This window comes from Blastocatellia bacterium, assembly GCA_016713405.1.
Taxonomy (GTDB): domain Bacteria; phylum Acidobacteriota; class Blastocatellia; order Chloracidobacteriales; family JADJPF01; genus JADJPF01.
This window is the reverse complement of record JADJPF010000020.1, coordinates 534,300-556,422: the sequence shown is the minus strand read 5'-3', so window position 1 is coordinate 556,422 and position 22,123 is coordinate 534,300. Positions and strand designations below refer to the sequence as shown.

The following is a 22,123-nucleotide window of genomic DNA, read 5'->3' as shown; positions in this document are numbered from 1 at the left end:
TCTAACCTCATTTGTTAGGCAATTTCAAGGATGGGAAGTTTATTTCCCATCCTATTTATTTTTAGAAAGTTATTTCTTCTTTGCATTTTTTAGTATTTCTATGATTTCATTTTGGTTAGTTTCTTGAGCAACATCCAAGGCTGTTTTTGCTTCTCTATTTTTAAGATCTGTATTGGCTCCTAGAGAAATTAGTTCTTCAATAACCTGTTTCCTATTATTACTTAAAGGCTGTTTTACCAAATATATTAAAAGAGAATCTCCTTGATCATTTGGTAAATCTAATAGTAATCCCTTGCGTGTTTTTGCTAATAAACGTACCATTTCTAAATTACCGCTTTGCGCTGCAATAAATAGTAAGTTTTTTCCAGTAGAACTTTTAGTCCTTACATCAACATATTTTGGTTGTTCCAACAACCACCTTACAGTTTCAACTTTACCCATATATACAGCCTCTACTACTAAGCGATTAGTATCAGGAACATAGTTAGGCTGCACATATGATATTCCATGCCAAATACTTATAACATCAGGTATGAAATGAGATTCATAAAAAAATGAATCATTTATGGATATTAACCACATTGCAATCATTAAACCTATTAGCAACTTAAATTCCTTGATGTTAGACCAGATTGCAAAAAAATGTTGAGTGAACAAAGATCTTGAAAATCTATTTCGTGATTGTCTATCTTTAGATATATTTTCTAGTATTTTGTTAGGCTCTAACTTAATTTCTAAGTATAGATTAGATAAAGTAATAGCAATTACTATATAGTTTAAAAAAAGATAAAATGTGATAAGTAAAGACATAAGAACTGCAAAACCTATGCTTACCATTTCCAACACTCCTGGGGAAAACTCTCCTTTTGCTCCCATCGTAATATTGGCTGTTGCTGGAAGAACAACTACAAAATAGATACCACCAACCAAAAATGCTTGGAGCCAAAACCCTATTTGGCGAGATCTAAGCGATCTAACAAAAGAAAACAATAGTTTAACAACTGACTGAGAACTTTCTAAAGCACTATATCTAGTCTTCTCCTCAAACAAAATACTTGCAACCTTAAACGAATGCCCTCGCCAAGGCTTTTTCCAAGATAGATTAAACTTAAAGGTTGTTAAAACATTTGATGGTATAAATTTTAGAACAAACATAGCAACAGACAAAATTTGGGCAACTACTATTTCAGGAAAATGTCCTAATAGTGTTTTTACTATAAATTTAAGTTTAATTGAGCTATTTGGATTACTATGAAGTTGCTCAATCATAATTAAGCAAGTCCCAAAAATAATCTGTCCCCAAAGAAGAAATACTACTGTTAGTGTATAAGGTTGAGATAAGAAATCAAAAACACTTTCTGCCAAAGAAACAGATAATGTCTTATCTGCTAACTGATGAAGGTTAACAAGAAAAATTACATAAAAAAACAGATAAGGAATTAAAAAAGGAAGCGAAACAATACTTAATGGAACAATAAACTTGAAATAGTGAGTATAAAAAAATTCTTTCGATTCTAATAATGCAAGGTCAACGCCTTTTGCACACAAACGAAGTACCTTAGCTATAAGTAAAGAGCTTTTTGGCCTATCTTCTGGCTTTTTAGACAATGTGGACATTACTAATTCTGTAACATCTTTGGGAAGCTCTTTTCTTTTTTCTCTCAAATTAACTGGTTGTTCCTTTTTATGTTTTTCAATAAGCTGGTACGTGTTACCAGAAAAAGGAGTCTCCCCAGCAAGCATTTGATAAATGATAATACCTAAACTATAAATATCAGATCGAGCATCAAGTTCAGTACCAGCACACTGTTCAGGAGACATATAAAGAGGAGTACCTATTATAATCCCAACTCTAGTTAACCATTCAGGAACGGTCTTAGGATCTATATCTCCAACAGTAACAACTTTATTTATCTTTAATGTCTTAACTTCATTGTTACTACTTCTATTAACTAGTACTTTTGTATATGCTTCTTCATCTACAAAAAATTTAGTTATTTGTTGATTCGGGAGTTGAGCTATTGTTTCTACTTGTGTATTTAGTGGATTAGTAGGTAAATTAGTGGATTTGCCTATGAGCTTACTAACAGGGCTAGGATTTAGAGTATTATCTCTTAGCCTAGCTAATCCAAAATCTAATATTTTTACATTGTAACCATCTCTACCATTAGGTTGTAACCAAATATTATCAGGCTTAAGATCTCGATGAATGATTCCTTGTTTATGAGCTTCATTTAGTGCTAAACATATTTGTTCTACTATGTCTACTACTAAATATAATGGTAATTTGCCTCTACTTTTTAGAAAATCTCCTAGATTATAGCCATCTAAAAATTCCATAACTAAATAGGCCATATTATCTAAATCAAGCTGAGTGAATCCAAAATCAGTAATATTTACTATATTTGGGTGCTGTAACTTTCCTGTAGCTTTTGCTTCAACTCTGAAACGTTCTATAAACTCAAGGTTAGCCATAAATTGAGGCATTATTACTTTTACTGCTACAGGTCGGTTAGTTCCAAGATGGGTAGCTTTATAAACTGCGCCCATTCCACCTTGGCCTAATTGCTTTTCAATTAAATATTTACCATCTAAAGTTTTTCCAATTAAGCTTTTCATAAGTAATAAATCCTGTTCTAAATTCAATTGGTTTAAGGTTTCTATTTCAGATGGGTTATTTGATTGTTCAAATAAGTCTACTAATGGAGATGAAAGAAAAGAATCAGCTTGGCTATTAAGTGCTAATATTTCCAACACTTCAGCTTTAAGAACAGAATCATCCCCACAAGTTTGTAAAAGAATTTTCTCTATTTCTGCCGGCTCATTGTGCAGTATCTTATCCAAAATTCCTTTTACTTTTTGCCATCTTTCAGGTGTCATATTACTTATTGCGGATAATTTAGAAAAATTTTATCAAAAATCGGGAAAACTTTTTATGTTAAGACTCTTTTTTACTTAAATAGTGAAGTAAGTAGAGTTTAGCAAGTTTCCATTCACGGCTTACGGTGGCCGTAGAGATGTTAAGAACTTCTGCAATTTCTTCAATTTTTAAGCCACTAAAATATCTTAATTCAACAATACGGCTTTGTTGAATGTCAACAATAGCTAAAGCGGATAAGGCATCATCTAAAGCTAATAAGTCTAGATCAGGATCTTTACTAGTTAACCTATCAATAGCAGAAAGAGAAAGTTTATATCTAGCTCCTTCTCTTTTAGCAGCAATGTATTTTCTAGCATGATCAACTAAAATATTACGCATTAACTTTGCTGCTACTACTAAAAAATGTATTCTATTTTCCCAGTCTATTTGTTGACATTCAAGAAGTCTAATATACGCTTCATTTACTAAAACAGTGGCTTGTAAGCTATGGTTAGGGAGTTCTTTGGATAAATATTTTTTTGCTAGTAAATGTAAATCATTATAAATTAATGGTATTACTTCATCTAATGCTTCTTTTTTACCGTTTTTCCATTCTGTTAGCAAAAGGCTGATATTGTTAAGCTTAGACATAATTTACCAATACACTACTAACTTTTACTTAATATTCAAGTTTTTGAAGAATAGAGTAATTTATTGAAAATAAGTAAATTAGTAAAATCAAAGGGTATAAAAACCAATAAAAATAACGTTTTTTGCTGCCTACTAGTTATTTATACGCTACTTTATATTGTGGTGTCAAACGCTACGATTGACAAAGGCAGGGTGACTTCTTGCTTGCTGTAAAGCAAAGGAGGCAGTAAATACTATTAAGTCTTTTGCAAAAAAACTATTAGAACTTTTAAACTAAATTTTCTATTTCTTCAAATAAGGACAATTACAGTCTTCTTGGGTGACGACTTGATCAAATAATTTTTGTTGATCAGTGGAAAGTAACCCTTTCATTTTTGACCGGCCTTTTTCACGCAAAACGCTGTAACGTGGGCTGGTTTCAGCACATAAAATTTTATAGTCTTTACTCATATCACTTAGGATTATCTGCATATCTCTAACTTGCTCAGGGGATAGATTTAATTCTCTTTTTAAGTTATTTAAGTAATCAACTGTGTCTATTTTATTATTTTTGTTTGCAACACTTTTTGCTTGTGAGCGGTAGAGGCTATCTAAGGCTCCGCCTGTAATTATGCCTAGGCAAAATACTACTATCAAGACTGCTGTAGCTTTTAACCAAACTCTATTTTGACTATTCATTTTCTATCTTCTCCGATGGTTGTTCTTGAAAAACTATTGAAAGAACATCATTGTTTGAAACAGAACATTCAGATTTTGTTGAAATATTACAAACCGTTACAGGAGCAGAAATAAGCTCTGTAGCTAGAAAATCATCTGAAGTATCATTGACGGGTGGTACTGGCAAATCATTTAGCCAAAAAGCTGTTAGTGAAAATAAAGCTATACAAAATAGTGCTGGAACTGCATATCTAGCTAAAAATAAAATAGCAAATCCATTATTTAAGTTTTCAGTTTGGCCCTTTGCTTTAATATTTGCTTGTATTTTTGAATATAAAAATGGTGAATTGGCTAATTTATTAAGCTCTTCATCTGTAAGTGTTGAAGCCTTAAGAAGCTGTTTGCCTAATTCGTCTAATTTTTCGTCTGATGCTTTATATTTTTCCAAAACATTTATTTTTCCTAACTTAATAAAAAAAGTTTTAGAGAAATTTATTTAATAGTCCGCGTAATTCTATTCGCGCACGATGAGCGCGAACTTTTACTTTTGAAACTGACCAGCCTGTTAGTTCAGCAATTTCATTTACTGAAAGTTCTTCTACATCAAGTAAAGTTAGCACTAAACGATCTTCTGCACTAAGTTGTGAAAGTAATTTATTGGCTAAGTCTCGAACAATAACTTGATGCTCTGTGCTAGCTGTTTTGTTATCAATCAATTTTTCTTTTAGCCAAGTTTGTTCATTTTCTGTTACTTCGCTTATAGAATGTTCTGGTCTACGACGGCTTTTTCTTAGCTCATCATAACAAAAATTAATTGCCACACTAGCTAACCAATTAGTAAAAGTTTTACCTGGCTGAGGCGAAAAATAGCTTAAAGTAAAGTACAGCTTGGTAAAAACCTCTTGTACTATTTCTTCTACTCTTTCAGGACGATGAAAAAACTTGCCAACAGTTCTACTAACCCAAAACCGATGACGCTCAAAAAGATGCTTAAAAGCTTCATCATCACCATTACTAGCACTGACAACTAAAGATTCATCTGTTAGTTGTGTAGCACTTGGCTTTGTATCTGTAGTTGTAAGAATTGCCTCTTGTGCGGCTTTTTTCATCAGCCTGCCTAGCCATAAACTTAAACTTTTAATAAAATTATACTTAACTAATGGGAACGTTTTATAAACTATTTTGGTTACATTGCAAAGAACTAAGCCATAAAAAATTGGGAACACAACTTTTATTTGTGTTCCCAATTTTAGGAAAAATGCTAAAAATAGATTACTAAGTGAGTTCTATATAAACCGCTGCTGGTACTTTTGTTTTGATTGTCTCAGCATTTGCAAGCGAAGCAAATTTTTCTTGTCCAACTATAGTAGTAAATCCATTATTTGGCAGACTTAGGTTAAATTTACCATTAACTACAGGTTCTAAAGTGCTGTCTGGATCTGATACTCTAGCAATCCATTGTTTAGTTTCCTGACGCATTCGCGCCCATTCTGCTGAAGCTTTTTGTTGTTCTGTTACTAATTCATTTTGTAAATCAGCTACAGAATTTTCTGCACTTTCAGCATTTAATTTGCTATCTGCGGCTTGCCAAACACGTCGCATATAATCACGAGTGCCTTCTAGCCTTTTCATTGAGTGAAATTCTCCTACAAAACCACGTTCAACATTATTTAAGAAACCAAATTCTTGTGATTGAAAAGCTTCGGTTAAGCTTGTCCAGTTGTCTTTTTCTGCATCATTATTTGCTGTACTTAAAAGTTCTTGCCAACGCCAGGAAGTACCTGTATAAGGCATTGCTCCAGTATATTGACAAATATGTATTGCTGTATCTGTATTTATTCCAGCACGTACAGCTAATATTTGAGCAGCAGTTTCTATTAACCTTTGCTCAACTTCTTTGGTAAGAACAACAGACGACTGTTCTTTACCTAATTGTTCAAGATATGGCAGAGTTAAGTTAATTTCTTGGTCTGTTAAGTGTGGGTACATTTTTCTTAACTGTGCTTCTCTAGCTTCTGCCGACTCAGCACGAATAACTTTATGTAAATCATTGCTATAGTCTAAACGTAGAGTTTCCATATTATCTTTACTAACTTCTTTTCCATTAGCTCTAGCATATGCAGCACTTAAGAAATCTAGTTGTAAAGAACTATCAAAAATTCCTGGATTAGGTATAAATCTTACAATGCCTGAATTTAGAGCCGGGCCTAGCAAATAGAGAAAGTAAATTAGTTTGTAAGTATCTATCTTAAATAATTCTGGATTATGAATAGGATTAAGTTTATTTACTGCACAATGTGGGTTATAAAGGGGTGCAATAAATAGCATTTCATCTACATAAAGACCCATTCTCGCCATATTATGTCCAGTAAGTTGTGGATCCATATCACCAACATAAAAAGCCCTAAGTTTATCATCTTTTGGTAATAAACTAAGTATATTTGTGTTAGCTGGATATAATTCCGCAATCACACGGTAAAGATTGGAAATTTGTTCAGCAGAAATATTACGTTTAACATCCTTCCATCTAAAGCCTCGTTTTAGGCCAAAGATATCAGCCACAGCATAAAGTAAAACTACGTTAGTTTCTAATAAATTGCGTGGCCTAACAACATTTCTTTCTGCTGTTTGTGGCATAGCAGCAGCACCATCACCATGACATTTTTTATATTTTTTTCCACTACCACAAGGACAAGGATCATTACGGCCAATTTTCGCTGCCATTAAACAGTAAACCTCCTAAATTATTTTTTATTATTTATAGATTATTGCAAAAATTATAAAAAAGAATACGAATCTTATAACAAAATCCTGTTAGGATTTACTCGTTTTTGCAGGATATTAAAAAAAATTAATAAATAACTTAGGTAAATATTTTAGGTCTAAAGGTTTCCTTTACTTGTCTGTTAAGCTATCATCTAAAAAATTTAATGATAACTAAGCAAAGATTAAGTAAAAACTATGGTCAAAGATTACCCTTTATTGATTGCTGGAGAACGTGAAACTAGCTCTGAACAAATAGAAATTCGCTCGCCTTTTAATGGTGAGTTAATAGGAACTACCTATCAAGCTACACCTAATCAAATTAATAGAGCAATTGCGCTTGCCTCAGAAGCATTTCGTCTAACACGTCGTCTTCCTACCTACAGACGAGTGGAAGTTTTATTAAATGCAGCCGCTGAAGTAAGAAAGCGTAGTGAAGAAATTAGTAGGTTAATTGCCTTAGAAGCAGGTAAACCAATAAAAGCGGCTCGTATAGAAGTTGCTCGCGCCGCTAACACTTTGACTTTGGCAGCAGAGGAAGCTAAACGCCTAAATGGTGAAGTATTGCCCTTAGACCTAGATGCTAGCTCCCAAGGTCGTATGGCGATAGTCCGACGTTTCCCTATAGGGCTGATGACGGCTATTACACCTTTTAATTTTCCACTAAATTTAGCAGTCCATAAACTTGCACCTGCTGTTGCTATTGGTTGTCCATTTATCTTAAAACCTGCTCCACAAACACCTTTAACAGGTTTAGTTTTAGGAGAAATCTTACTTAATGCAGGTTGGCCTGCTCAAGCATTAAGTGTTTTAGCTTGTCGCAATGAAGACGCTAACCCTCTAGTAGTTGACCCTAGAGTAAAAATTCTTTCCTTTACTGGTAGCGTTGCGGTTGGTTGGCAATTAAAAAAGGCTGCTTTTGATCGTCGGGTTGTTTTAGAGCTAGGTGGAAATGCTGGTGTTGCTGTACATTCTGATGCAGATTTAGACTTTGCTATCTCTCGTTGTGTTGCAGGCGGTTTTGGTTATGCTGGTCAAGTTTGTATTTCTGTACAAAGAATTTATGTTCATAGCCCTATTTATCAAGAGTTTACAGACAAATTCTTAAACCTTACAAAAACCTTAAAAATAGGCAATCCCTTAGATGAACAAACTGACCTTGGCCCAATGATTAGCGAAAAAGAAGCCACTAGAGCAGAGTCTTGGATTAAAGAAGCCCTTGACCATAATGCAAAACTTCTTTGTGGCGGTAGTCGTAGCGGCAATATTTTCCAACCAACTGTTTTAACAAATGTTGACCCTGAATTAAAAGTTCAATCCCAAGAAATTTTTGCTCCTGTTGTTACACTTACTCCTTATGAAACATTTGACGAAGCTATAGAAATGATTGATAAATCAAGCTTTGGTCTACAAGCAGGGATTTTTACCCAAGATATTAAAGCCATTTTCCAAGCTTATGAGCGTTTAGAAGTAGGTGGTTTAATAGTAAGAGATATTCCTACTTATCGTGCTGAAACTATGCCCTATGGAGGGGTTAAAGATTCCGGCTTTGGTCGTGAAGGAATACGCTATGCTATTGAAGAAATGACTGAGCTAAAAACCCTAGTCCTAAATTTAGATTAATTATAAGTCTAAGTAACTTTATTAGTGCTTTATAACAGTATCTATTTTATATTAGGTATTTTAATTACTAAGTCACCTAGACTTTAGCCTAAAAAATAAGCTATTATTTTTTTGCACCTACACAAGATTTAGTTCAACCACTTAATTAACTTCAAGTAATTAGCACAATGTTCTTAACTACAACTCTTTTGTTTTGCTAATAACAATACTCTTAATATGCCCCAACAAACCTTTAGCTATATCTATTAGTAACTATAGCTAATAATAACCATTATAAATTAAGTATTTAGCTTAATTTATATAAACTAAGGAGCTAACATTATGAGAACAGTTAATCAACTCTTAAAACAAAAGCCAAAAGAAGTTTACTCAGTTACACCTAACACAACAGTATTTGACACCTTAACATTAATGGCAAAAAAAGATATTGGTGCTGTAATAGTTATGGAAGACGAAAAGCTAGTAGGCATTATGTCGGAAAGAGATTATGCTAGAAAAATTATCTTAAAAGGAAAATCTTCAAAAGAAACCTTAGTAGAAGAAATAATGACTAGTAAAATCTCTGTTATAGGCTTAGAAAATACTGTAGAAGAATGTATGGTTTTAATGACAGAAAAAAGGATACGCCATTTACCTGTTATTAAAGATAAGAAAGTTCTAGGTCTAATTTCTATAGGAGATGTTGTTAAAGATATTATTGAAGAACAACAATTTTTAATTAAACAACTAGAAATGTATATTGCTAGCTAACTTGATAAAAATAAACAGCTAAGAAGTAAAACTCTTAGCTGTTTATTAGTAAAATTAAGTAATTTGCTACCTAAAATCTAGCCTATAAAAAGTTTTCTCTTAAAAAATTTCTTTTATTAAGTTCCAAAGACTTGTAAAAGCCTTCTCTATTCTTGTTTAATAACAAGGTATCAAATAATTAGATTATTGCTTATAAAAGGTTTTTATGAAGTTAACAAAAAAAGGCTATCTTGTTATTAGTGGTATTGTTATTGTACTAATTTTGTCTGGAAGTCTTTATCTTTACTTTTCATCTCCAAAAGTGCGTGATTGGGTTCGGAAACAAATCAGTAGCCAAAATAATGTAGCAACTAGTAATCCTACTAGCACCCCCGCTAACACCCCAATTAATACCCCTGCTAATGTGCCTATCAGCAACAATATTCAGTTATCAGACGCAGAAATTAAAGCTAACTTACTCCAAGCTATTCTTAAAAACTCTGATTGGCGTAAAGACGAACTAGAAATAACTGTTAATAATGGTACGGTAGTATTAACAGGACAAATTATTGATGCAGCCCATCAAACAGGATTAGAACAGCTTGCCCACACTACTACAGGTGTTAAAACTGTTTCAAGCAAATTAACAGTTTCATCTATCAATAATTCTGCTAGTAACTCTACGTCTGCTATTAATGAATCTAGTGACGAAAAGTTAGCCAAAGAAATAGAATTTGCTTGTTATAAAACAGACGCTTTTAACCTAAAAACTATAAAAATATCTGCCAAAGATGGTTTAGTGATCCTTTCAGGTGAAGTTAGATCTCAAGCAGAAAAACTTTTAGCCGAACATATCGCCAAGGAAACCATAGGAGTCAAAAACGTTACCAACACCCTAGAAGTCAAAGAAAATTAAATAGCCGTACTTGCCTTTCCTAAACAGATAAAAAAGTAGTAAAATACCAGCTTTTTCTAGCAATTAGCAGCTATTATTAGTCTTGTTTTTCTAAGAACTATGCTATAATTATGCTCACATTTTGCTGTATAATTCCCTATAGGTGGAAATCATGGAACAAGAACAAAAAATTCCTGTCAATATCGAAGACGAAATGAAACGTAGTTATTTAGACTACGCAATGTCAGTAATCATTGGCCGAGCATTGCCTGATGTGCGCGACGGCCTTAAACCCGTCCATCGTCGTGTACTATGGACAATGAACGAACTAAGCAACCACTATAACAAACCTTACAAAAAATCTGCTCGTGTGGTCGGGGACGCAATCGGCAAGTACCATCCGCATGGTGACGTAGCTGTTTATGATACCATAGTTCGCCTAGTGCAAGAATTCTCTATGAGAGTTCCTTTAATCGATGGACAGGGCAACTTTGGCAGTGTTGATGGTGATGCACCTGCTGCTATGAGATATACTGAAGTAAGAATGGCTAAGATTTCTGAGATGATGTTAGCTGATATAGAAAAAGAAACGGTGGATTTTCATACTAATTATGATGAGACATTAGAAGAACCTGTAGTTTTGCCAGCTAGATTTCCTAATTTGTTGGTCAATGGAGCATCTGGTATTGCTGTTGGTATGGCTACTAATATTCCTCCTCATAATTTAACAGAAATTATTGAAGCAACTATTTACTTAATCCAAAATCCTAGTGCTGTACTAGCAGATATAATAAAAATTGTCCAAGGGCCAGATTTTCCTACAGCCGGATTTATTTTAGGTCGTGAGGGAATACGCCAAGCTTATGAAACTGGCCGGGGTAGTATTATTATGCGTGCGCGTGCTGCTATAGACCGTTCTGTTCGTAACGAAGCACGAGAAGCAATTGTAGTTACTCAAATTCCTTACCAGGTAAACAAAGCAAAGCTAATAGAAAGAATTGCAGAGCTAATTAATGAAAAGAAAATTGAAGATATTTCTGATTTGCGGGATGAGTCTGACAGAGAAGGAATGCGTATTGTTATTGAGCTAAAACGCGGTGCTGTTGCTCAAGTGGTGCTTAATAATTTATATAAGCTTACTCCTATGCAAACTTCTTTTGGTATCATCAATTTAGCTATAGTTGCTGGTCAACCCAAGGTATTAAGCTTAATAGAAACACTACGTTTATTTATTAATTTCCGCAAAGAAGTAGTAAGACGACGTACAGAATTTGAACTGCGTAAAGCTAAGGCTCGTCAACATATTTTACAAGGTTTAATGAGGGCTTTAGACCATTTAGACGCTATTATCAAGCTAATTCGTGCTGCACGTTCTGTTGTAGAAGCACGAGAAGGTTTAGTAAATCAGTTTGCGTTTTCTCTATTACAAGCTCAAGCAATTCTTGACCTACAACTACAAAAATTAACAGGTTTAGAAAGAGAAAAAATTGCTAATGAGCTAAAAGAACTTGAAAAAAGAATTGCAGAGCTAGAAGAAATTTTAAGCAATGAAACTACGCTTAAACATTTGATTATCAAAGAGTTAAAAGAAGTACAAAAAGATTTCAGTACCGAACGTCGGACACAAATTATTGATGCTGAAGCAGACTTAAAGTTAGAGGATCTAATTCCTGATGAAGACATGGTAATTACTGTTACTCATGGTGGATATATTAAGCGTACTCCTTTAACAAATTACCGAAATCAACGTCGTGGTGGAACAGGTAAAAAAGGGATGACGACTAGGACAGAGGATATTGTTTCACATATTTTTATTGCTTCTAGCCATTCTTATATTTTGATTTTTAGCGATAGAGGACAAGCTTATACATTAAAAGTACATGAAATTCCTGATGTAAGTGCTTCGGGTAAGGGTAAAGCTATTGTTAATCTAATAAATTTACCTGGCACAGAAAAAGTAGCTGGTGTGTTAGCTATCAAAGAGTTTTCTGAAGATCGATATGTTGTAATGGTGACACGCAAAGGAACAATCAAGAAAACTCAACTATCAGACTTTGCCTATAGCCGTTCACGAGGAATTTTAGCAATTAGCGTTGATGATGATGATGAATTAATTGCTACAGAGATAAGTGATGGAAAGAAAAAAGTTTTCATTGCTACACATGATGGGATGGCGATTTATTTTGATGAATCTGATGTACGTTCAATGGGTAGACAAGCTCATGGTGTAAGAGGAATTGATCTTAGAGAAAGTGATTATGTTGTTGGAGTTGCAGTAGTAACGGGAGAAGAAAAAATGCTAACTATAGCTGAGTATGGTTTAGGAAAACGTACAGAATTATCTGAATATAGATTTCAATCTCGTGGTGGGGTTGGAGTAATAAATATGAAACTAACAGATCGAACTGGTGCTGTTGTGGCTGTGATGCCTGTTAGCGACGAAGATGAGATCATGATTATAAGTGTTCATGGAAAAGTCATTCGCTTAAATGTTGGTAGTATTAGGGAAACAGGACGCAGTGCGCAAGGAGTAAAACTTATTGATACAGCAGATGGAGATTATGTTGCATCGGCTTCATTGATTGAGCGTCAAGATGATCCAATACCAGAAAATACTGAAAGCAAATAAAAATAGGGGGCTAGATGCCCCCTATTCCTACAAAATACTTTTACTTAAAAATTCTTAGTTTAGTCTATAAGTATGAAAGACATATGCGTTTTCATCTTCTCTAACAGTAGTTGTTTCCCAAAAGGTTTTTTCCTTATTATTTTTATCTTTATCAAACTCTATTTTAGTTATTCTTAAACCTACACGAACTTCCGGCGGTAATTTTTTTACATCTACTTTACATTCTTGTTCAAATTTCTTTTCTTTACCAGGATCTATTTTTTTTATCTGCTTTGAATTCTAGAACAATAGGTTTATTTTCTGAATCCAAAAAGCGGGATTCCCAGTAAATAGCAGTAATTGTTTTATTAGAAGTATTTTTGCATTTTACATTTAGTTGGACTTGTTTATCTACAAGCTGTGATGAGTTAGGAGCATTTCCAATAGTATTCATAGTACCTGGCATCATAGTTGACATATTGCTACCGGGCATATTCCACTTTGATACATCATCTTGAGTAAGCTCAAAATCTACTGTTATAGGAGGTGTATCTGTTTTCTCTTGGCTAAAAAATGTTTTAAAACTTACCAGCACAAGCAAAAGGGCAAATCCCAAAATTTTCGCTTTTATCATAAAGGATTTCTCCCTAAACCAAAACTATTAAAAAACGTTATTTTTATCAGGAATTTATCTAACTAATTATAAATAAAAACCCAAAGCTAGCAAGGCTTTATTTTGCTAATTCTGCTATGTTTAGCAAAACAAGTAACTATTCTAATAATATATAACTAAAGTTTGCTTAATAGATTCTTTTCTTATCCAAAGTGTTGCTTTATTTGATTTTGCTTATTTCATCAAAGTAGCGCACAAACATTTTTATCCCGCCAGAAGCTTGTTGCCAGTCATAATTTTCATTAGGTTCATGATAACCATGTTCTGGCAAACTTAATCCCAGAAAGATCAGCGGAGCATTTAAGTATTTTTGCATAGAAACACAAGCTCCAATAGTTCCACCTTCTCTAGTAAATGCTGGTTCTTCACCAAAGGCAAATTTCATTGCATGGCGAGCAGCATCAGCAAAAGGCCCTGTAAAGTGGCCTAGATATGGTGGAGCAGAAGCTTGAAAATTTACTTCTACATCTGAGTTAATAGATTTAACAAAATCTTTTATTAAGTTAAAAACCCTTACTCCGTCCATATTTGGAACAAGTCTAACACTAATTTTTGCTTCTGCTTGATGAGGAACAATAGTTTTTACTCCTACACCGCTATAGCCCCCAGTAATTCCATGAACTTCAAAAGTTGGGCGGCTCATAATTGCAGTTAAAACACCTGCTGCTTCAGCAAAACGTAAATTCTTTAGCCCATAAACTTGCTTAAATCTTTCAACATTAAAACCAGAAGCTAAAAAGCTATCTAATTGTTGCTGTGTAGTAGGTATTAAATCATCATAAAAACCATCTATTTTTACTTGTCCTGTTTGAGCATCATAACACTTATCAATAACTTTGCAGAGTTCACCAATAGGGTTACGTGCTGCACCACCAACAAGGCCAGAATGCACATCTTTACTTCCAGTTTGCAAAGTTAAGGTAAAAGTTAAAAGTCCACGTAGCCCATAAGGAACGGCTGGTTTTTGTCGGTTAATCCAAATGGTATCAGAAATTAATACAGAGTTTGTAGTAAATTCACTTATTCTTGGTTTTAGGAAAGCATCAAAATTAGGGCTACCAATTTCTTCTTCTAACTCCCACAAAAAGCGAAAGTTAAGAGGTATATCTTGCTCTAAGGCATAGCGTACAGCATAAAGGGCAGTTAGAGCAGGGCCTTTATCATCTGTAGTGCCTCGACCTTCATAACGCCCATCTTCCTTAAAAAAAGTAAATGGAGGTTTATGCCATTCTGCTGCATTAGCAGGTTGTACATCTAAGTGGTTATAAATAGTTACAGTTGGATAAGACTCATTTCTAACCAAATGACCAATAACACAAGGATAACCTGCCGTAGGAGCTTTTTCTGCTTTTACACCAACAGACTGTAAATATTCAACTGCTAGATCTCCACCACGTTCAATATCTGCACGTCGTTCTGGTTCCATGCTAACAGTAGGAATTTCAACAAATTCTGCTAATTTATCTTCAAATTCTGCACGAACGCTATCAATATATTTATCTAAGTTAGGAAAAGATCTACTCATAAGTATTACCAAATATATTATTAACTAGATTTAAGCTATATGTGGGGCTGGAAAGATATAAAGAAATTATCAAGATTATATATCATTAATTCAGTTTTATGACAAACTGTTTACACTGGCAAGCTTAAATAACTCTTTAAGCTTTGTTAAATAGAGATTTAGCGAGCTTAATTTATTAACTTTGATCTGAAATAGTTAATAAATTAGCTGCTTAGAACCTGCTTAGAAGTTTAGTAATTTGTATTAGCACTTGCTGACATATTTTGGACGATTTTTACACCAACACTAGCCCCAATTCGGGTAGCACCTGCCATTAGCATTTCTTTTGCGCCAGTAAAATCCCTTACTCCACCAGCAGCTTTTACACCCATATCTGCACCAACCACACGCCGCATCAAAGAAACATCCTTAACAGTAGCACCAGCTTTAGAAAAACCTGTAGATGTTTTTACATAATCAGCACCAGCAGATTTTGATAATAAACAAGCTTTTATCTTTTCTTCATCTGTTAGCAAAGCCGTTTCAATAATTACTTTTAGCAGTGCATCTTCTCTATGAACTGCATCTGCTAGCATAGCAATATCATCTTCAACCAAGTTATAGTCTTGAGACTTTAATGCTCCAATTTGAATCACCATATCAATTTCTCTAGCACCTTCAAAAATTGCCCTACGCGCTTCATAAACTTTAGTATCAGAAGCATTAGCACCTAGAGGAAACCCAACTACAGTACAAACTTCAACCCCGCTTGCACAAAGCTGTTTAGCAGATTCTTTTACCCAAATAGGGTTAACACAAACAGAAGCAAAATGATACTCGGCAGCTTCTAAACAAAGTTTATTAATTTCTGCACGTGTAGCTTCAGCTTTTAATAAAGTATGGTCAATATATTGGCCCATATCGCGGGCAGAAAGTGAATCTATTGAAGCTAGCCCTAAGCGTGATGCTCCAGCAGCAACAGCCGCCTGCATACGATGAACACAGCCCGTTGTACAACAATTTGTACAAGCAGCCAGAGTAACATTTGTTTCATTAGTTAGCCGATCTAAAACTTCATCTATGATTTGTTGTACAAAAGTTTCTAAAGACTCCATATTTTTATTACTTTCTTAAAAATTTTTTCTCAATATCAATAATTTTAGCAACTCGGTTTAAGTGTCGTTCCTCTGTTATGGTAGTTTCTAACCAAACTTTTACAATCTCACGCATTAATTCAAATGTAATAGCTTTTCCGCCTAATGTTAAAACATTAGCATCATTATGTTCTCGGCTATTACGTGCTAAAGCAACTGTATTAGCCATTGCTGCTCTTATACCTGGTATTTTATTAGCAGCCATACAAGAACCTATTCCCGCACCATCAATAATAATGCCTAATGAAAAATTACCCTGTGACACATTACTAGCTACTATAAAAGCATAATCTGGATAATCCACTGCCTTTGTGTCATAAGAGCCAAAATCTTGATAATCTATACCCAATTCTTCTAAGTATTTTTTTAAGTCTTCTTTCATTTCATAACCGCCATGATCGGCAGCAATTGCTAGACGAGTAATTTTTTTACCACGACGTTTTCGGATAATTTCTAAGCTGCGAGTGTTGATTAAATCTCTAGCTAGTGGCGTGATTATAACTTGCTCTGCTAATTGAAGCGTTTCTTTGTGAGAGATGTTTTTTAAGTCTTCTTCAGTAATAACTTGTTTTTCTGATAGATCAATCATAGCGTTTGAAATTGATAGATGGCTTGACAGTTAAGTAATGGTTTTTTATAGTGACCTATTTTAGGCTAAACCTTAAATCTTAACCAAGTCACTTTACCATAAAGAATTTATCCAATCTTAAAAAGGTGTTATTTATGATTACAAATCTACAACCTTCAGAATTTAGCCAGCCTAATTTAGAAGTACTAATTAGTGCTGAAAACATACAAGCTCGAATTAAAGAACTAGGAGCTAAGATCACTCAAGATTATGTAGGCAAAAATCTTTTACTTATTTGTGTATTAAAAGGAGCTTGTATTTTTTTAGGTGATTTAGTACGAAATATTGACCTACCTTTATCTTTAGATTTTATGGCTGTTTCTAGCTATGGTGCAGATTCAAAATCATCTGGAGAAGTAAGAATCCTTAAAGATTTAGATACAAGTCTAAAAGGTAAAGATATTTTAGTAGTAGAAGATATTGTTGATACGGGTTTAACACTAAATTATTTACAAGATATTTTTCGCCGTAGAGATGCTAACTCTGTAGCAGTAGTAGCTTTACTAGATAAACCCTCTAGACGTATTCGACAAGTAGAAGTAGCCTATGTTGGTTTTGAAATTCCTAATGCTTTTGTTGTTGGTTATGGACTAGATTATGCAGAACGTTACCGGAATTTACCTTTTGTTGGTGTCTTAAAAGAAGAAAAAAATACTTAATGTAAAATTTCTTAATATCTCCTAAAATCGAGTTATTTTCTGTCTGAAGCTAGACTTGAAAGTTTTTCTCTAGGAATGTTAGAATGCTTTTGTCCACATTGCTAAAATCGGCTTTCTGCCAAAATAATTTCTAATTTTAACTGAAAGAGGGGAGACATAAGATGTTTTGTCCCTTCTGCGGCCACCAAAACCGGGAAGGTAAGAAATTTTGTCGCCAATGTGGTCGAACTATGCCTCCACCACGTAGTAGTGTGGGAACAACCCCTTTATCTCACTACCAGACTTTTGCTGAAGAATTAAACTTGCTTGAAAATCCTACTCCTCCAAATAATACCCCCCCTATATCTTTAATTGATCAAAGCATTTATAGTAGTTTTTCAGAAAGCATTGATAAATCCGCTAAAGTACCATCTGCGGCTAAATGGCAACCAGATATTGCAACTAAAACTAGTGAAGGGTTTGCTGCTTCTTCAGAAATTGAACAGACCCTTGACCAATTTACACATCAATTGTTACCTGACACTGTAGGTTTTGAAGTTCCTAAATCCCCATCCTCAATCAGTGTTTATTCAAAATCTACCCCAACTAGCTTAAATAGTAACATTAGCAATATGTCTAGTTCTGTAGGCTCATTTTCACAAGCTAAGTTAGAATCTTTAAACACTTCTGTAGCAAATGTAGCAAAAAAATCTAGTAATGGTTCTTTAGCAAATCCTATTGTTGATTTTAGTGATTATGGCGATCCTGAGTTTAACACTACAGAAGAAATGGAAGCTTTGTCAGATAGAGGAATAGAAAAAACAGCCGACATCCCTGTATTAACAGAAAGAACGGCTGATATGCCTGTACTAATGGAAAAAACTGAGGACATTCCAATTTTACCTGAAAGAAGCATAAATGCAGCATCTACGGCAAAACCTATTAATTCTGCACCTGGTGTAGTAGCTAGTATTTTACCTATAGCAAATACTGTAAAACCTCAAGTAAATACAAGTTTTTCTAAATCAACTGAAACTATTGGAACTATTAGGACTATTAGCAATGTTACTCCCTCACATAGCACAACAGGGGTGCTTTCTATTAATAGCCCAACAGGTAATCTAGTAGAAAATACAAAGCGTATTGAACAGATTATTTTAATAATTATTGTGCTTATTGCACTTATTGGAATAGGTATTCTTGTTTGGATTTTAGTTTTAAGACCTTTGGGGATTGCTTATTTACCTATAAATTCCTTTGGTAATCTCTTTGCTTAAAAATAAGTTTTGGTAAAAATAAGACTAAAGTTAGTGCCTAGCTTAACAAACTATAAATAAACTGTTAGTATTTTATAAAAATAACTATAAAAGTCTGAAAAAGTATATGAAGATCAAAAGCAAATTAATCATCTCGTTGTTTATTGCTTTGTTGTGGTTGGACTTATCAAGTCAATTAATTTTGGCTCAAGGCCCTGTTATTGGTCGTCCTAAAGAGGATCCGCCTCCAAAACCAACAAACACTAATACTGCAACAAACCCACCTCGCAAAGTAGCTAAAGCGCGTCGCAATCCGAAAACCGTTTCCCCAACGGCTGTTCCTAAAGGTAAATCAATAGATTTTTATATAACTAAAGGTTCTGAACTATTAGACACAGGTGAGTTTGAATTAGCATCAGAATACTTTCAAGAAGCAGATAAAAAACGTAAAGATCGCAATGCTACCCCTGAATTATTAGAATTATTGGATAAACAAATTCAAGTTGCTAAATTGCATATAGAGTCTGATGACAGTGATGATGTAGAAAAAGCTTTAAGTAATTATTTAGAAATACTTAAACTAAGACCTAATGATCCAAAATCTAAAGAAGAAATACCTCAGCTTTATGCTAAGTTAGTTGAAGATGCCTTAAATGAAAAAGATTATGATCGTGCAATAGAAAATATTGATAAATTGCTTAGTATAAACCCCAGTGATAGTCAAACAAAAGAAAAATTAATCCCTGCTCTTTTAGGACAAGGTGAAACAGCATTAAGCAATGGTCAAGATAGTATTGCCCAAAATAGCTTTCGCCGAGTATTACAACTAGATTCTAAAAACTCAATAGCACAAGAAAAACTTCGTTTACTTGATCTAAAAAACTTACTTGAGTTTGCAGAAAATAAACTTAAGGCAGAAGCTTATGAAGATGCAATGATTAAGTTTAAAGAAGCCTTGTCAATTGATCCAGAAAATGAACAAGCTAAAGCAGGTCTAAAAATATCTGAAGGTAATTATCAAAAACTTAAAGCAGAACAATTTTATCGTAATAGACAATATACAGACGCAGAAAAACTCTATCAAGAAGCACTAGTAATTTTACCTGAAGACGAAAAGATTAAATCTCGTTTAGCAGAAATAGCTATTCGTCTTACTCCACCAACAGCAGCAAGAGGTAAAAGTATTTGGAAAGGTACTATAAAAAGTACTACAGATATAAAAATTAAAGGGCTAGAAACTACCTATAGTGGAGATGCTGAAGGTACTATAAATTCACGGCTTCCAGAAATAGGATATACTATAAAACGTGTTAAAGCCATTAGTGGAGGTGTGACAGTCAAAATAGCAGATCAACCTTCTACTAATAATAACTATACTTCTACTTTTTCTATAAACACTAAAAAAGCAAAAGATGTTGCTTTTGAAATTGAATGGGAATTAAAACGACAAGGCCAGATTAGTTGGCAAGGCCAAGTAAATGGACGTATCATTGTTCGGGTACAAGGTAAGTTTGTTGATATTGAGCAAGTTAGCGGCGAAGAAGCAAAGGAAGTAAGTTATCAAGGTGATCCATTACCTGCCCAGGAAGCTAGCGTAAAGGTAAGAAAAGTAAGTGGTAATGCAGAGGTTCGTTTAATGGAAGCACCATCTCAAAGCAACTCCTATATAACAACATTAGAAATAGAAAATTCTAGTGATACTTCTACACCTCTAGCTTTCCAATTAGAATGGTTATTAAAATAAAATCAGACTTCATTTACATGTTAGAAAAACCGAGCGTATTTGCTCGGTTTTCCTTTATACTAGTAAGAAAATTTTAAGGAGAAAGATAATGAGCGATAAATTTCAGTCATTTACAGTAGGAGATTGGTATAATCGTCAATCCCAACCCCGCACTACAACACCTAAAGATGACGAGCAAATTAAATTTGAAAAAACCTATCCTGCCTTCCAACAGTATCTTACTAGAGAAAATTTCCATGAGCTTTTTCAAAAATGCGAAAAAACTTGTACAGAGCTTGATCGTTTAGTTCGTACAGCTAACAAAGAACAAGCCGAAGCCGCACAACAGGCCCTTAATGCTTATGGTTTATCTATTCAATTAGCTAATGAGTTATTAGACTTAAAAGCAAAATTTCGTGGTTGGTAATATGGTTGATAAGTAGGGTTTGTTTAATCTTTGCAGGGAAATTTTCTTAACCTCTGAGCAACTTTTAATATTGACCTCCGATAATACGGGTGATCAAATTCTTCTATTTGAATAATATGCATAGGGAGGCTTTATGGCAATTCAAGGATTAAATAACAATTTTAACTTAGGTGGTATCCAATCTCTTTCCAATCGTACTTCATCATCAACTAATAGCGGTGGTTCATTTAGCTTAGGTGGTGGTTCTGCTGGTGTAGGCAATTCTTTAGGTGAAGGTAACTTGGGCCTTGGGGATGTTAATACAAAAGATCCAAACGTAGAAAACGCATTAAATTCTGTTGCTGGTGAAAGTGCTATCCAACAACAATTTAAGAGTCAATTAGCATTGATTAATTTACAAGAACGAATTCAATCACAATCACGCACTACTGAAGTTTTAACCAATATTCTTAAAGCTCGTCATGATACAGCTTTAGACGCAGTTCGTAACTTAAAATAAATAATTAAGCTTAAGGGGCTAGTTAATGTCAAATTTAGCAGTAGAAGTTTCTCAAGAAGAGTTAACATTTTTAATGGAAGCAGCAACTATTTATCGTGATGCTGGTAAATATCAACAAGCCCGCGAAGTAGTTCTTGGCCTTATAGCTCTTAGACCTGAATCTGACATTCCACTAGTTACTTATGGAACAATTCTTTTTGCAGAAAATAATTTCGATGAAGCAATTGAATATTATAAGTCTGCAATAGAAAAAAACTCTGCTAGTGCTTATGCTTATGTACATTTAGGTGAAGCATACTTTATGAAAAAAGATTTTTCTATAGCACGTGAACACCTAACACGTGCTATAGAACTTAGCTCAGATGGCCCTCATGGACAAATGGCTAAGTCTATATTAGAGGTTATTGAATAGGATTAAGTGGACTACAGAAAGTTTTTTCTGTGAGGTAAATAATTATGAAAATTGATAGATTTAACATACCCGATTTTAATTCTTTTAATGAAACAAAAAATATTAATCGTTCAGAAGTTAAAAATAATAGTTTTGAAGCTCAATTAGATGGTATTAGTGTTCGCCCTGATAATACAAGCTCTCCTTTGAAAAGTGACTTAACTAGTATTGCACAATCTACAGATTTTAATAACTCAATTTCTAGCCGGGTAGCTATAGACAAAGCGGCTCGCTCTTTTGTAAGTAACTTAATTAGTCCTGAATTAAGTGAAAAAATTAATATGGACTCGCTTCTTTCTGCTATGTCAGATTTTGCTCAAAATGATCCTATTATGAGCCAAAAGTTGCAAAGACTTTTAGTTAGATTGTCATAACAATTTTTTA

The 22,123-nt window shown here is 34.0% G+C and carries 21 protein-coding genes; 11 read left to right on the top strand and 10 right to left on the bottom strand.

The annotated features are described in order from the left end of the window. Positions 1-69 precede the first annotated feature (69 nt). The 6 genes from IPK14_20735 to IPK14_20710 all read right to left on the bottom strand — a co-directional run bounded on the left by IPK14_20735 (position 70) and on the right by IPK14_20710 (position 6,892). Positions 70-2,880: a protein kinase gene (locus IPK14_20735; GenBank protein MBK7995713.1), complete on the bottom strand. Its 2,811-nt coding sequence runs from the start codon at positions 2,878-2,880 to the stop codon at positions 70-72. A gap of 58 nt (positions 2,881-2,938) precedes the next feature. Continuing rightward, a complete protein-coding gene (locus IPK14_20730) occupies positions 2,939-3,511 on the bottom strand; it encodes a sigma-70 family RNA polymerase sigma factor (GenBank protein ID MBK7995712.1) in 573 nt (190 codons plus the stop codon). Positions 3,512-3,793: 282 nt separating this feature from the next. Continuing rightward, on the bottom strand, positions 3,794-4,189 hold the full coding sequence (locus IPK14_20725) for a hypothetical protein (protein MBK7995711.1): 396 nt from the start codon (positions 4,187-4,189) through the stop codon (positions 3,794-3,796). Then, positions 4,182-4,616, bottom strand: coding sequence for a hypothetical protein (locus IPK14_20720; GenBank protein MBK7995710.1), 435 nt, complete (start codon positions 4,614-4,616; stop codon positions 4,182-4,184). Before IPK14_20720 ends, IPK14_20725 begins: the two co-directional genes overlap by 8 nt. A gap of 34 nt (positions 4,617-4,650) precedes the next feature. Further along, positions 4,651-5,277, bottom strand: coding sequence for an RNA polymerase sigma factor (locus IPK14_20715; GenBank protein MBK7995709.1), 627 nt, complete (start codon positions 5,275-5,277; stop codon positions 4,651-4,653). A 166-nt stretch (positions 5,278-5,443) separates the two neighbouring features. Then, positions 5,444-6,892: an SEC-C domain-containing protein gene (locus IPK14_20710; GenBank protein ID MBK7995708.1), complete on the bottom strand. Its 1,449-nt coding sequence runs from the start codon at positions 6,890-6,892 to the stop codon at positions 5,444-5,446. A gap of 237 nt (positions 6,893-7,129) precedes the next feature. Here IPK14_20710 and IPK14_20705 point away from each other — a divergent pair, with 237 nt between their 5' ends. The 4 genes from IPK14_20705 (at position 7,130) to gyrA (ending at position 12,807) form a co-directional block, all read left to right on the top strand. Continuing rightward, entirely contained in the window at positions 7,130-8,554 is a 1,425-nt protein-coding gene (locus IPK14_20705) for an aldehyde dehydrogenase family protein (GenBank protein ID MBK7995707.1), read from the top strand. 321 nt (positions 8,555-8,875) lie between these two features. After that, on the top strand, positions 8,876-9,304 hold the full coding sequence (locus IPK14_20700) for a CBS domain-containing protein (protein MBK7995706.1): 429 nt from the start codon (positions 8,876-8,878) through the stop codon (positions 9,302-9,304). 205 nt (positions 9,305-9,509) lie between these two features. Then, positions 9,510-10,199, top strand: a complete 690-nt coding sequence (locus IPK14_20695; GenBank protein ID MBK7995705.1) for a BON domain-containing protein — start codon at positions 9,510-9,512, stop codon at positions 10,197-10,199. A gap of 151 nt (positions 10,200-10,350) precedes the next feature. Further along, positions 10,351-12,807, top strand: coding sequence for a DNA gyrase subunit A (gene gyrA, locus IPK14_20690; GenBank protein MBK7995704.1), 2,457 nt, complete (start codon positions 10,351-10,353; stop codon positions 12,805-12,807). Positions 12,808-13,051: 244 nt separating this feature from the next. Here the strand turns inward: gyrA and IPK14_20685 are convergent, their stop codons facing one another. The 4 genes from IPK14_20685 to IPK14_20670 all read right to left on the bottom strand — a co-directional run bounded on the left by IPK14_20685 (position 13,052) and on the right by IPK14_20670 (position 16,706). Next, positions 13,052-13,420, bottom strand: a complete 369-nt coding sequence (locus tag IPK14_20685) for a hypothetical protein (GenBank protein ID MBK7995703.1) — start codon at positions 13,418-13,420, stop codon at positions 13,052-13,054. 199 nt (positions 13,421-13,619) lie between these two features. After that, positions 13,620-14,984, bottom strand: a complete 1,365-nt coding sequence (locus IPK14_20680) for a M20/M25/M40 family metallo-hydrolase (GenBank protein ID MBK7995702.1) — start codon at positions 14,982-14,984, stop codon at positions 13,620-13,622. Between the two features lie 230 nt (positions 14,985-15,214). Continuing rightward, positions 15,215-15,955, bottom strand: a complete 741-nt coding sequence (gene deoC, locus IPK14_20675; GenBank protein MBK7995701.1) for a deoxyribose-phosphate aldolase — start codon at positions 15,953-15,955, stop codon at positions 15,215-15,217. A 130-nt stretch (positions 15,956-16,085) separates the two neighbouring features. After that, positions 16,086-16,706: an RpiB/LacA/LacB family sugar-phosphate isomerase gene (locus IPK14_20670; protein MBK7995700.1), complete on the bottom strand. Its 621-nt coding sequence runs from the start codon at positions 16,704-16,706 to the stop codon at positions 16,086-16,088. A gap of 134 nt (positions 16,707-16,840) precedes the next feature. Between IPK14_20670 and hpt the strand changes: the two genes are divergently transcribed. The 7 genes from hpt to IPK14_20635 all read left to right on the top strand — a co-directional run bounded on the left by hpt (position 16,841) and on the right by IPK14_20635 (position 22,113). Continuing rightward, entirely contained in the window at positions 16,841-17,404 is a 564-nt protein-coding gene (gene hpt / locus IPK14_20665) for a hypoxanthine phosphoribosyltransferase (GenBank protein ID MBK7995699.1), read from the top strand. Between the two features lie 161 nt (positions 17,405-17,565). Beyond that, positions 17,566-18,660 carry a hypothetical protein gene (locus tag IPK14_20660; protein ID MBK7995698.1) on the top strand — a complete coding sequence of 365 codons (1,095 nt, stop codon included), beginning with the start codon at positions 17,566-17,568 and terminating at the stop codon, positions 18,658-18,660. Positions 18,661-18,766: 106 nt separating this feature from the next. After that, positions 18,767-20,383 (top strand): hypothetical protein, encoded by a 1,617-nt coding sequence (locus IPK14_20655; GenBank protein ID MBK7995697.1) that lies wholly within the window; start codon positions 18,767-18,769, stop codon positions 20,381-20,383. Between the two features lie 88 nt (positions 20,384-20,471). Next, positions 20,472-20,789 carry a hypothetical protein gene (locus tag IPK14_20650; GenBank protein ID MBK7995696.1) on the top strand — a complete coding sequence of 106 codons (318 nt, stop codon included), beginning with the start codon at positions 20,472-20,474 and terminating at the stop codon, positions 20,787-20,789. A 133-nt stretch (positions 20,790-20,922) separates the two neighbouring features. Then, positions 20,923-21,288: a hypothetical protein gene (locus IPK14_20645; GenBank protein ID MBK7995695.1), complete on the top strand. Its 366-nt coding sequence runs from the start codon at positions 20,923-20,925 to the stop codon at positions 21,286-21,288. 25 nt (positions 21,289-21,313) lie between these two features. Next, the gene (locus tag IPK14_20640; GenBank protein MBK7995694.1) at positions 21,314-21,700 is read left to right on the top strand and encodes a tetratricopeptide repeat protein; all 387 of its coding nucleotides are present in this window, start codon (positions 21,314-21,316) and stop codon (positions 21,698-21,700) included. Between the two features lie 44 nt (positions 21,701-21,744). Continuing rightward, on the top strand, positions 21,745-22,113 hold the full coding sequence (locus IPK14_20635; protein MBK7995693.1) for a hypothetical protein: 369 nt from the start codon (positions 21,745-21,747) through the stop codon (positions 22,111-22,113). Positions 22,114-22,123 lie beyond the last annotated feature (10 nt).

Excerpts from the sequence above, each read along its gene's own strand:
- deoC (MBK7995701.1), bottom strand. The coding sequence starts at position 15,955 with ATGCAGGCGGCTGTTGCTGCTGGAGCATCACGCTTAGGGCTAGCTTCA.
- IPK14_20700 (MBK7995706.1), top strand. The coding sequence starts at position 8,876 with ATGAGAACAGTTAATCAACTCTTAAAACAAAAGCCAAAAGAAGTTTAC.
- IPK14_20725 (MBK7995711.1), bottom strand. The coding sequence starts at position 4,189 with ATGAATAGTCAAAATAGAGTTTGGTTAAAAGCTACAGCAGTCTTGATA.
- IPK14_20685 (MBK7995703.1), bottom strand. The coding sequence starts at position 13,420 with ATGATAAAAGCGAAAATTTTGGGATTTGCCCTTTTGCTTGTGCTGGTA.
- IPK14_20695 (MBK7995705.1), top strand. The coding sequence starts at position 9,510 with ATGAAGTTAACAAAAAAAGGCTATCTTGTTATTAGTGGTATTGTTATT.
- IPK14_20680 (MBK7995702.1), bottom strand. The coding sequence starts at position 14,984 with ATGAGTAGATCTTTTCCTAACTTAGATAAATATATTGATAGCGTTCGT.
- IPK14_20730 (MBK7995712.1), bottom strand. The coding sequence starts at position 3,511 with ATGTCTAAGCTTAACAATATCAGCCTTTTGCTAACAGAATGGAAAAAC.
- IPK14_20705 (MBK7995707.1), top strand. The coding sequence starts at position 7,130 with ATGGTCAAAGATTACCCTTTATTGATTGCTGGAGAACGTGAAACTAGC.
- IPK14_20710 (MBK7995708.1), bottom strand. The coding sequence starts at position 6,892 with ATGGCAGCGAAAATTGGCCGTAATGATCCTTGTCCTTGTGGTAGTGGA.
- gyrA (MBK7995704.1), top strand. The coding sequence starts at position 10,351 with ATGGAACAAGAACAAAAAATTCCTGTCAATATCGAAGACGAAATGAAA.
- IPK14_20635 (MBK7995693.1), top strand. The coding sequence starts at position 21,745 with ATGAAAATTGATAGATTTAACATACCCGATTTTAATTCTTTTAATGAA.
- IPK14_20650 (MBK7995696.1), top strand. The coding sequence starts at position 20,472 with ATGAGCGATAAATTTCAGTCATTTACAGTAGGAGATTGGTATAATCGT.
- hpt (MBK7995699.1), top strand. The coding sequence starts at position 16,841 with ATGATTACAAATCTACAACCTTCAGAATTTAGCCAGCCTAATTTAGAA.
- IPK14_20715 (MBK7995709.1), bottom strand. The coding sequence starts at position 5,277 with ATGAAAAAAGCCGCACAAGAGGCAATTCTTACAACTACAGATACAAAG.
- IPK14_20735 (MBK7995713.1), bottom strand. The coding sequence starts at position 2,880 with ATGACACCTGAAAGATGGCAAAAAGTAAAAGGAATTTTGGATAAGATA.
- IPK14_20640 (MBK7995694.1), top strand. The coding sequence starts at position 21,314 with ATGTCAAATTTAGCAGTAGAAGTTTCTCAAGAAGAGTTAACATTTTTA.
- IPK14_20655 (MBK7995697.1), top strand. The coding sequence starts at position 18,767 with ATGAAGATCAAAAGCAAATTAATCATCTCGTTGTTTATTGCTTTGTTG.
- IPK14_20670 (MBK7995700.1), bottom strand. The coding sequence starts at position 16,706 with ATGATTGATCTATCAGAAAAACAAGTTATTACTGAAGAAGACTTAAAA.
- IPK14_20660 (MBK7995698.1), top strand. The coding sequence starts at position 17,566 with ATGTTTTGTCCCTTCTGCGGCCACCAAAACCGGGAAGGTAAGAAATTT.
- IPK14_20645 (MBK7995695.1), top strand. The coding sequence starts at position 20,923 with ATGGCAATTCAAGGATTAAATAACAATTTTAACTTAGGTGGTATCCAA.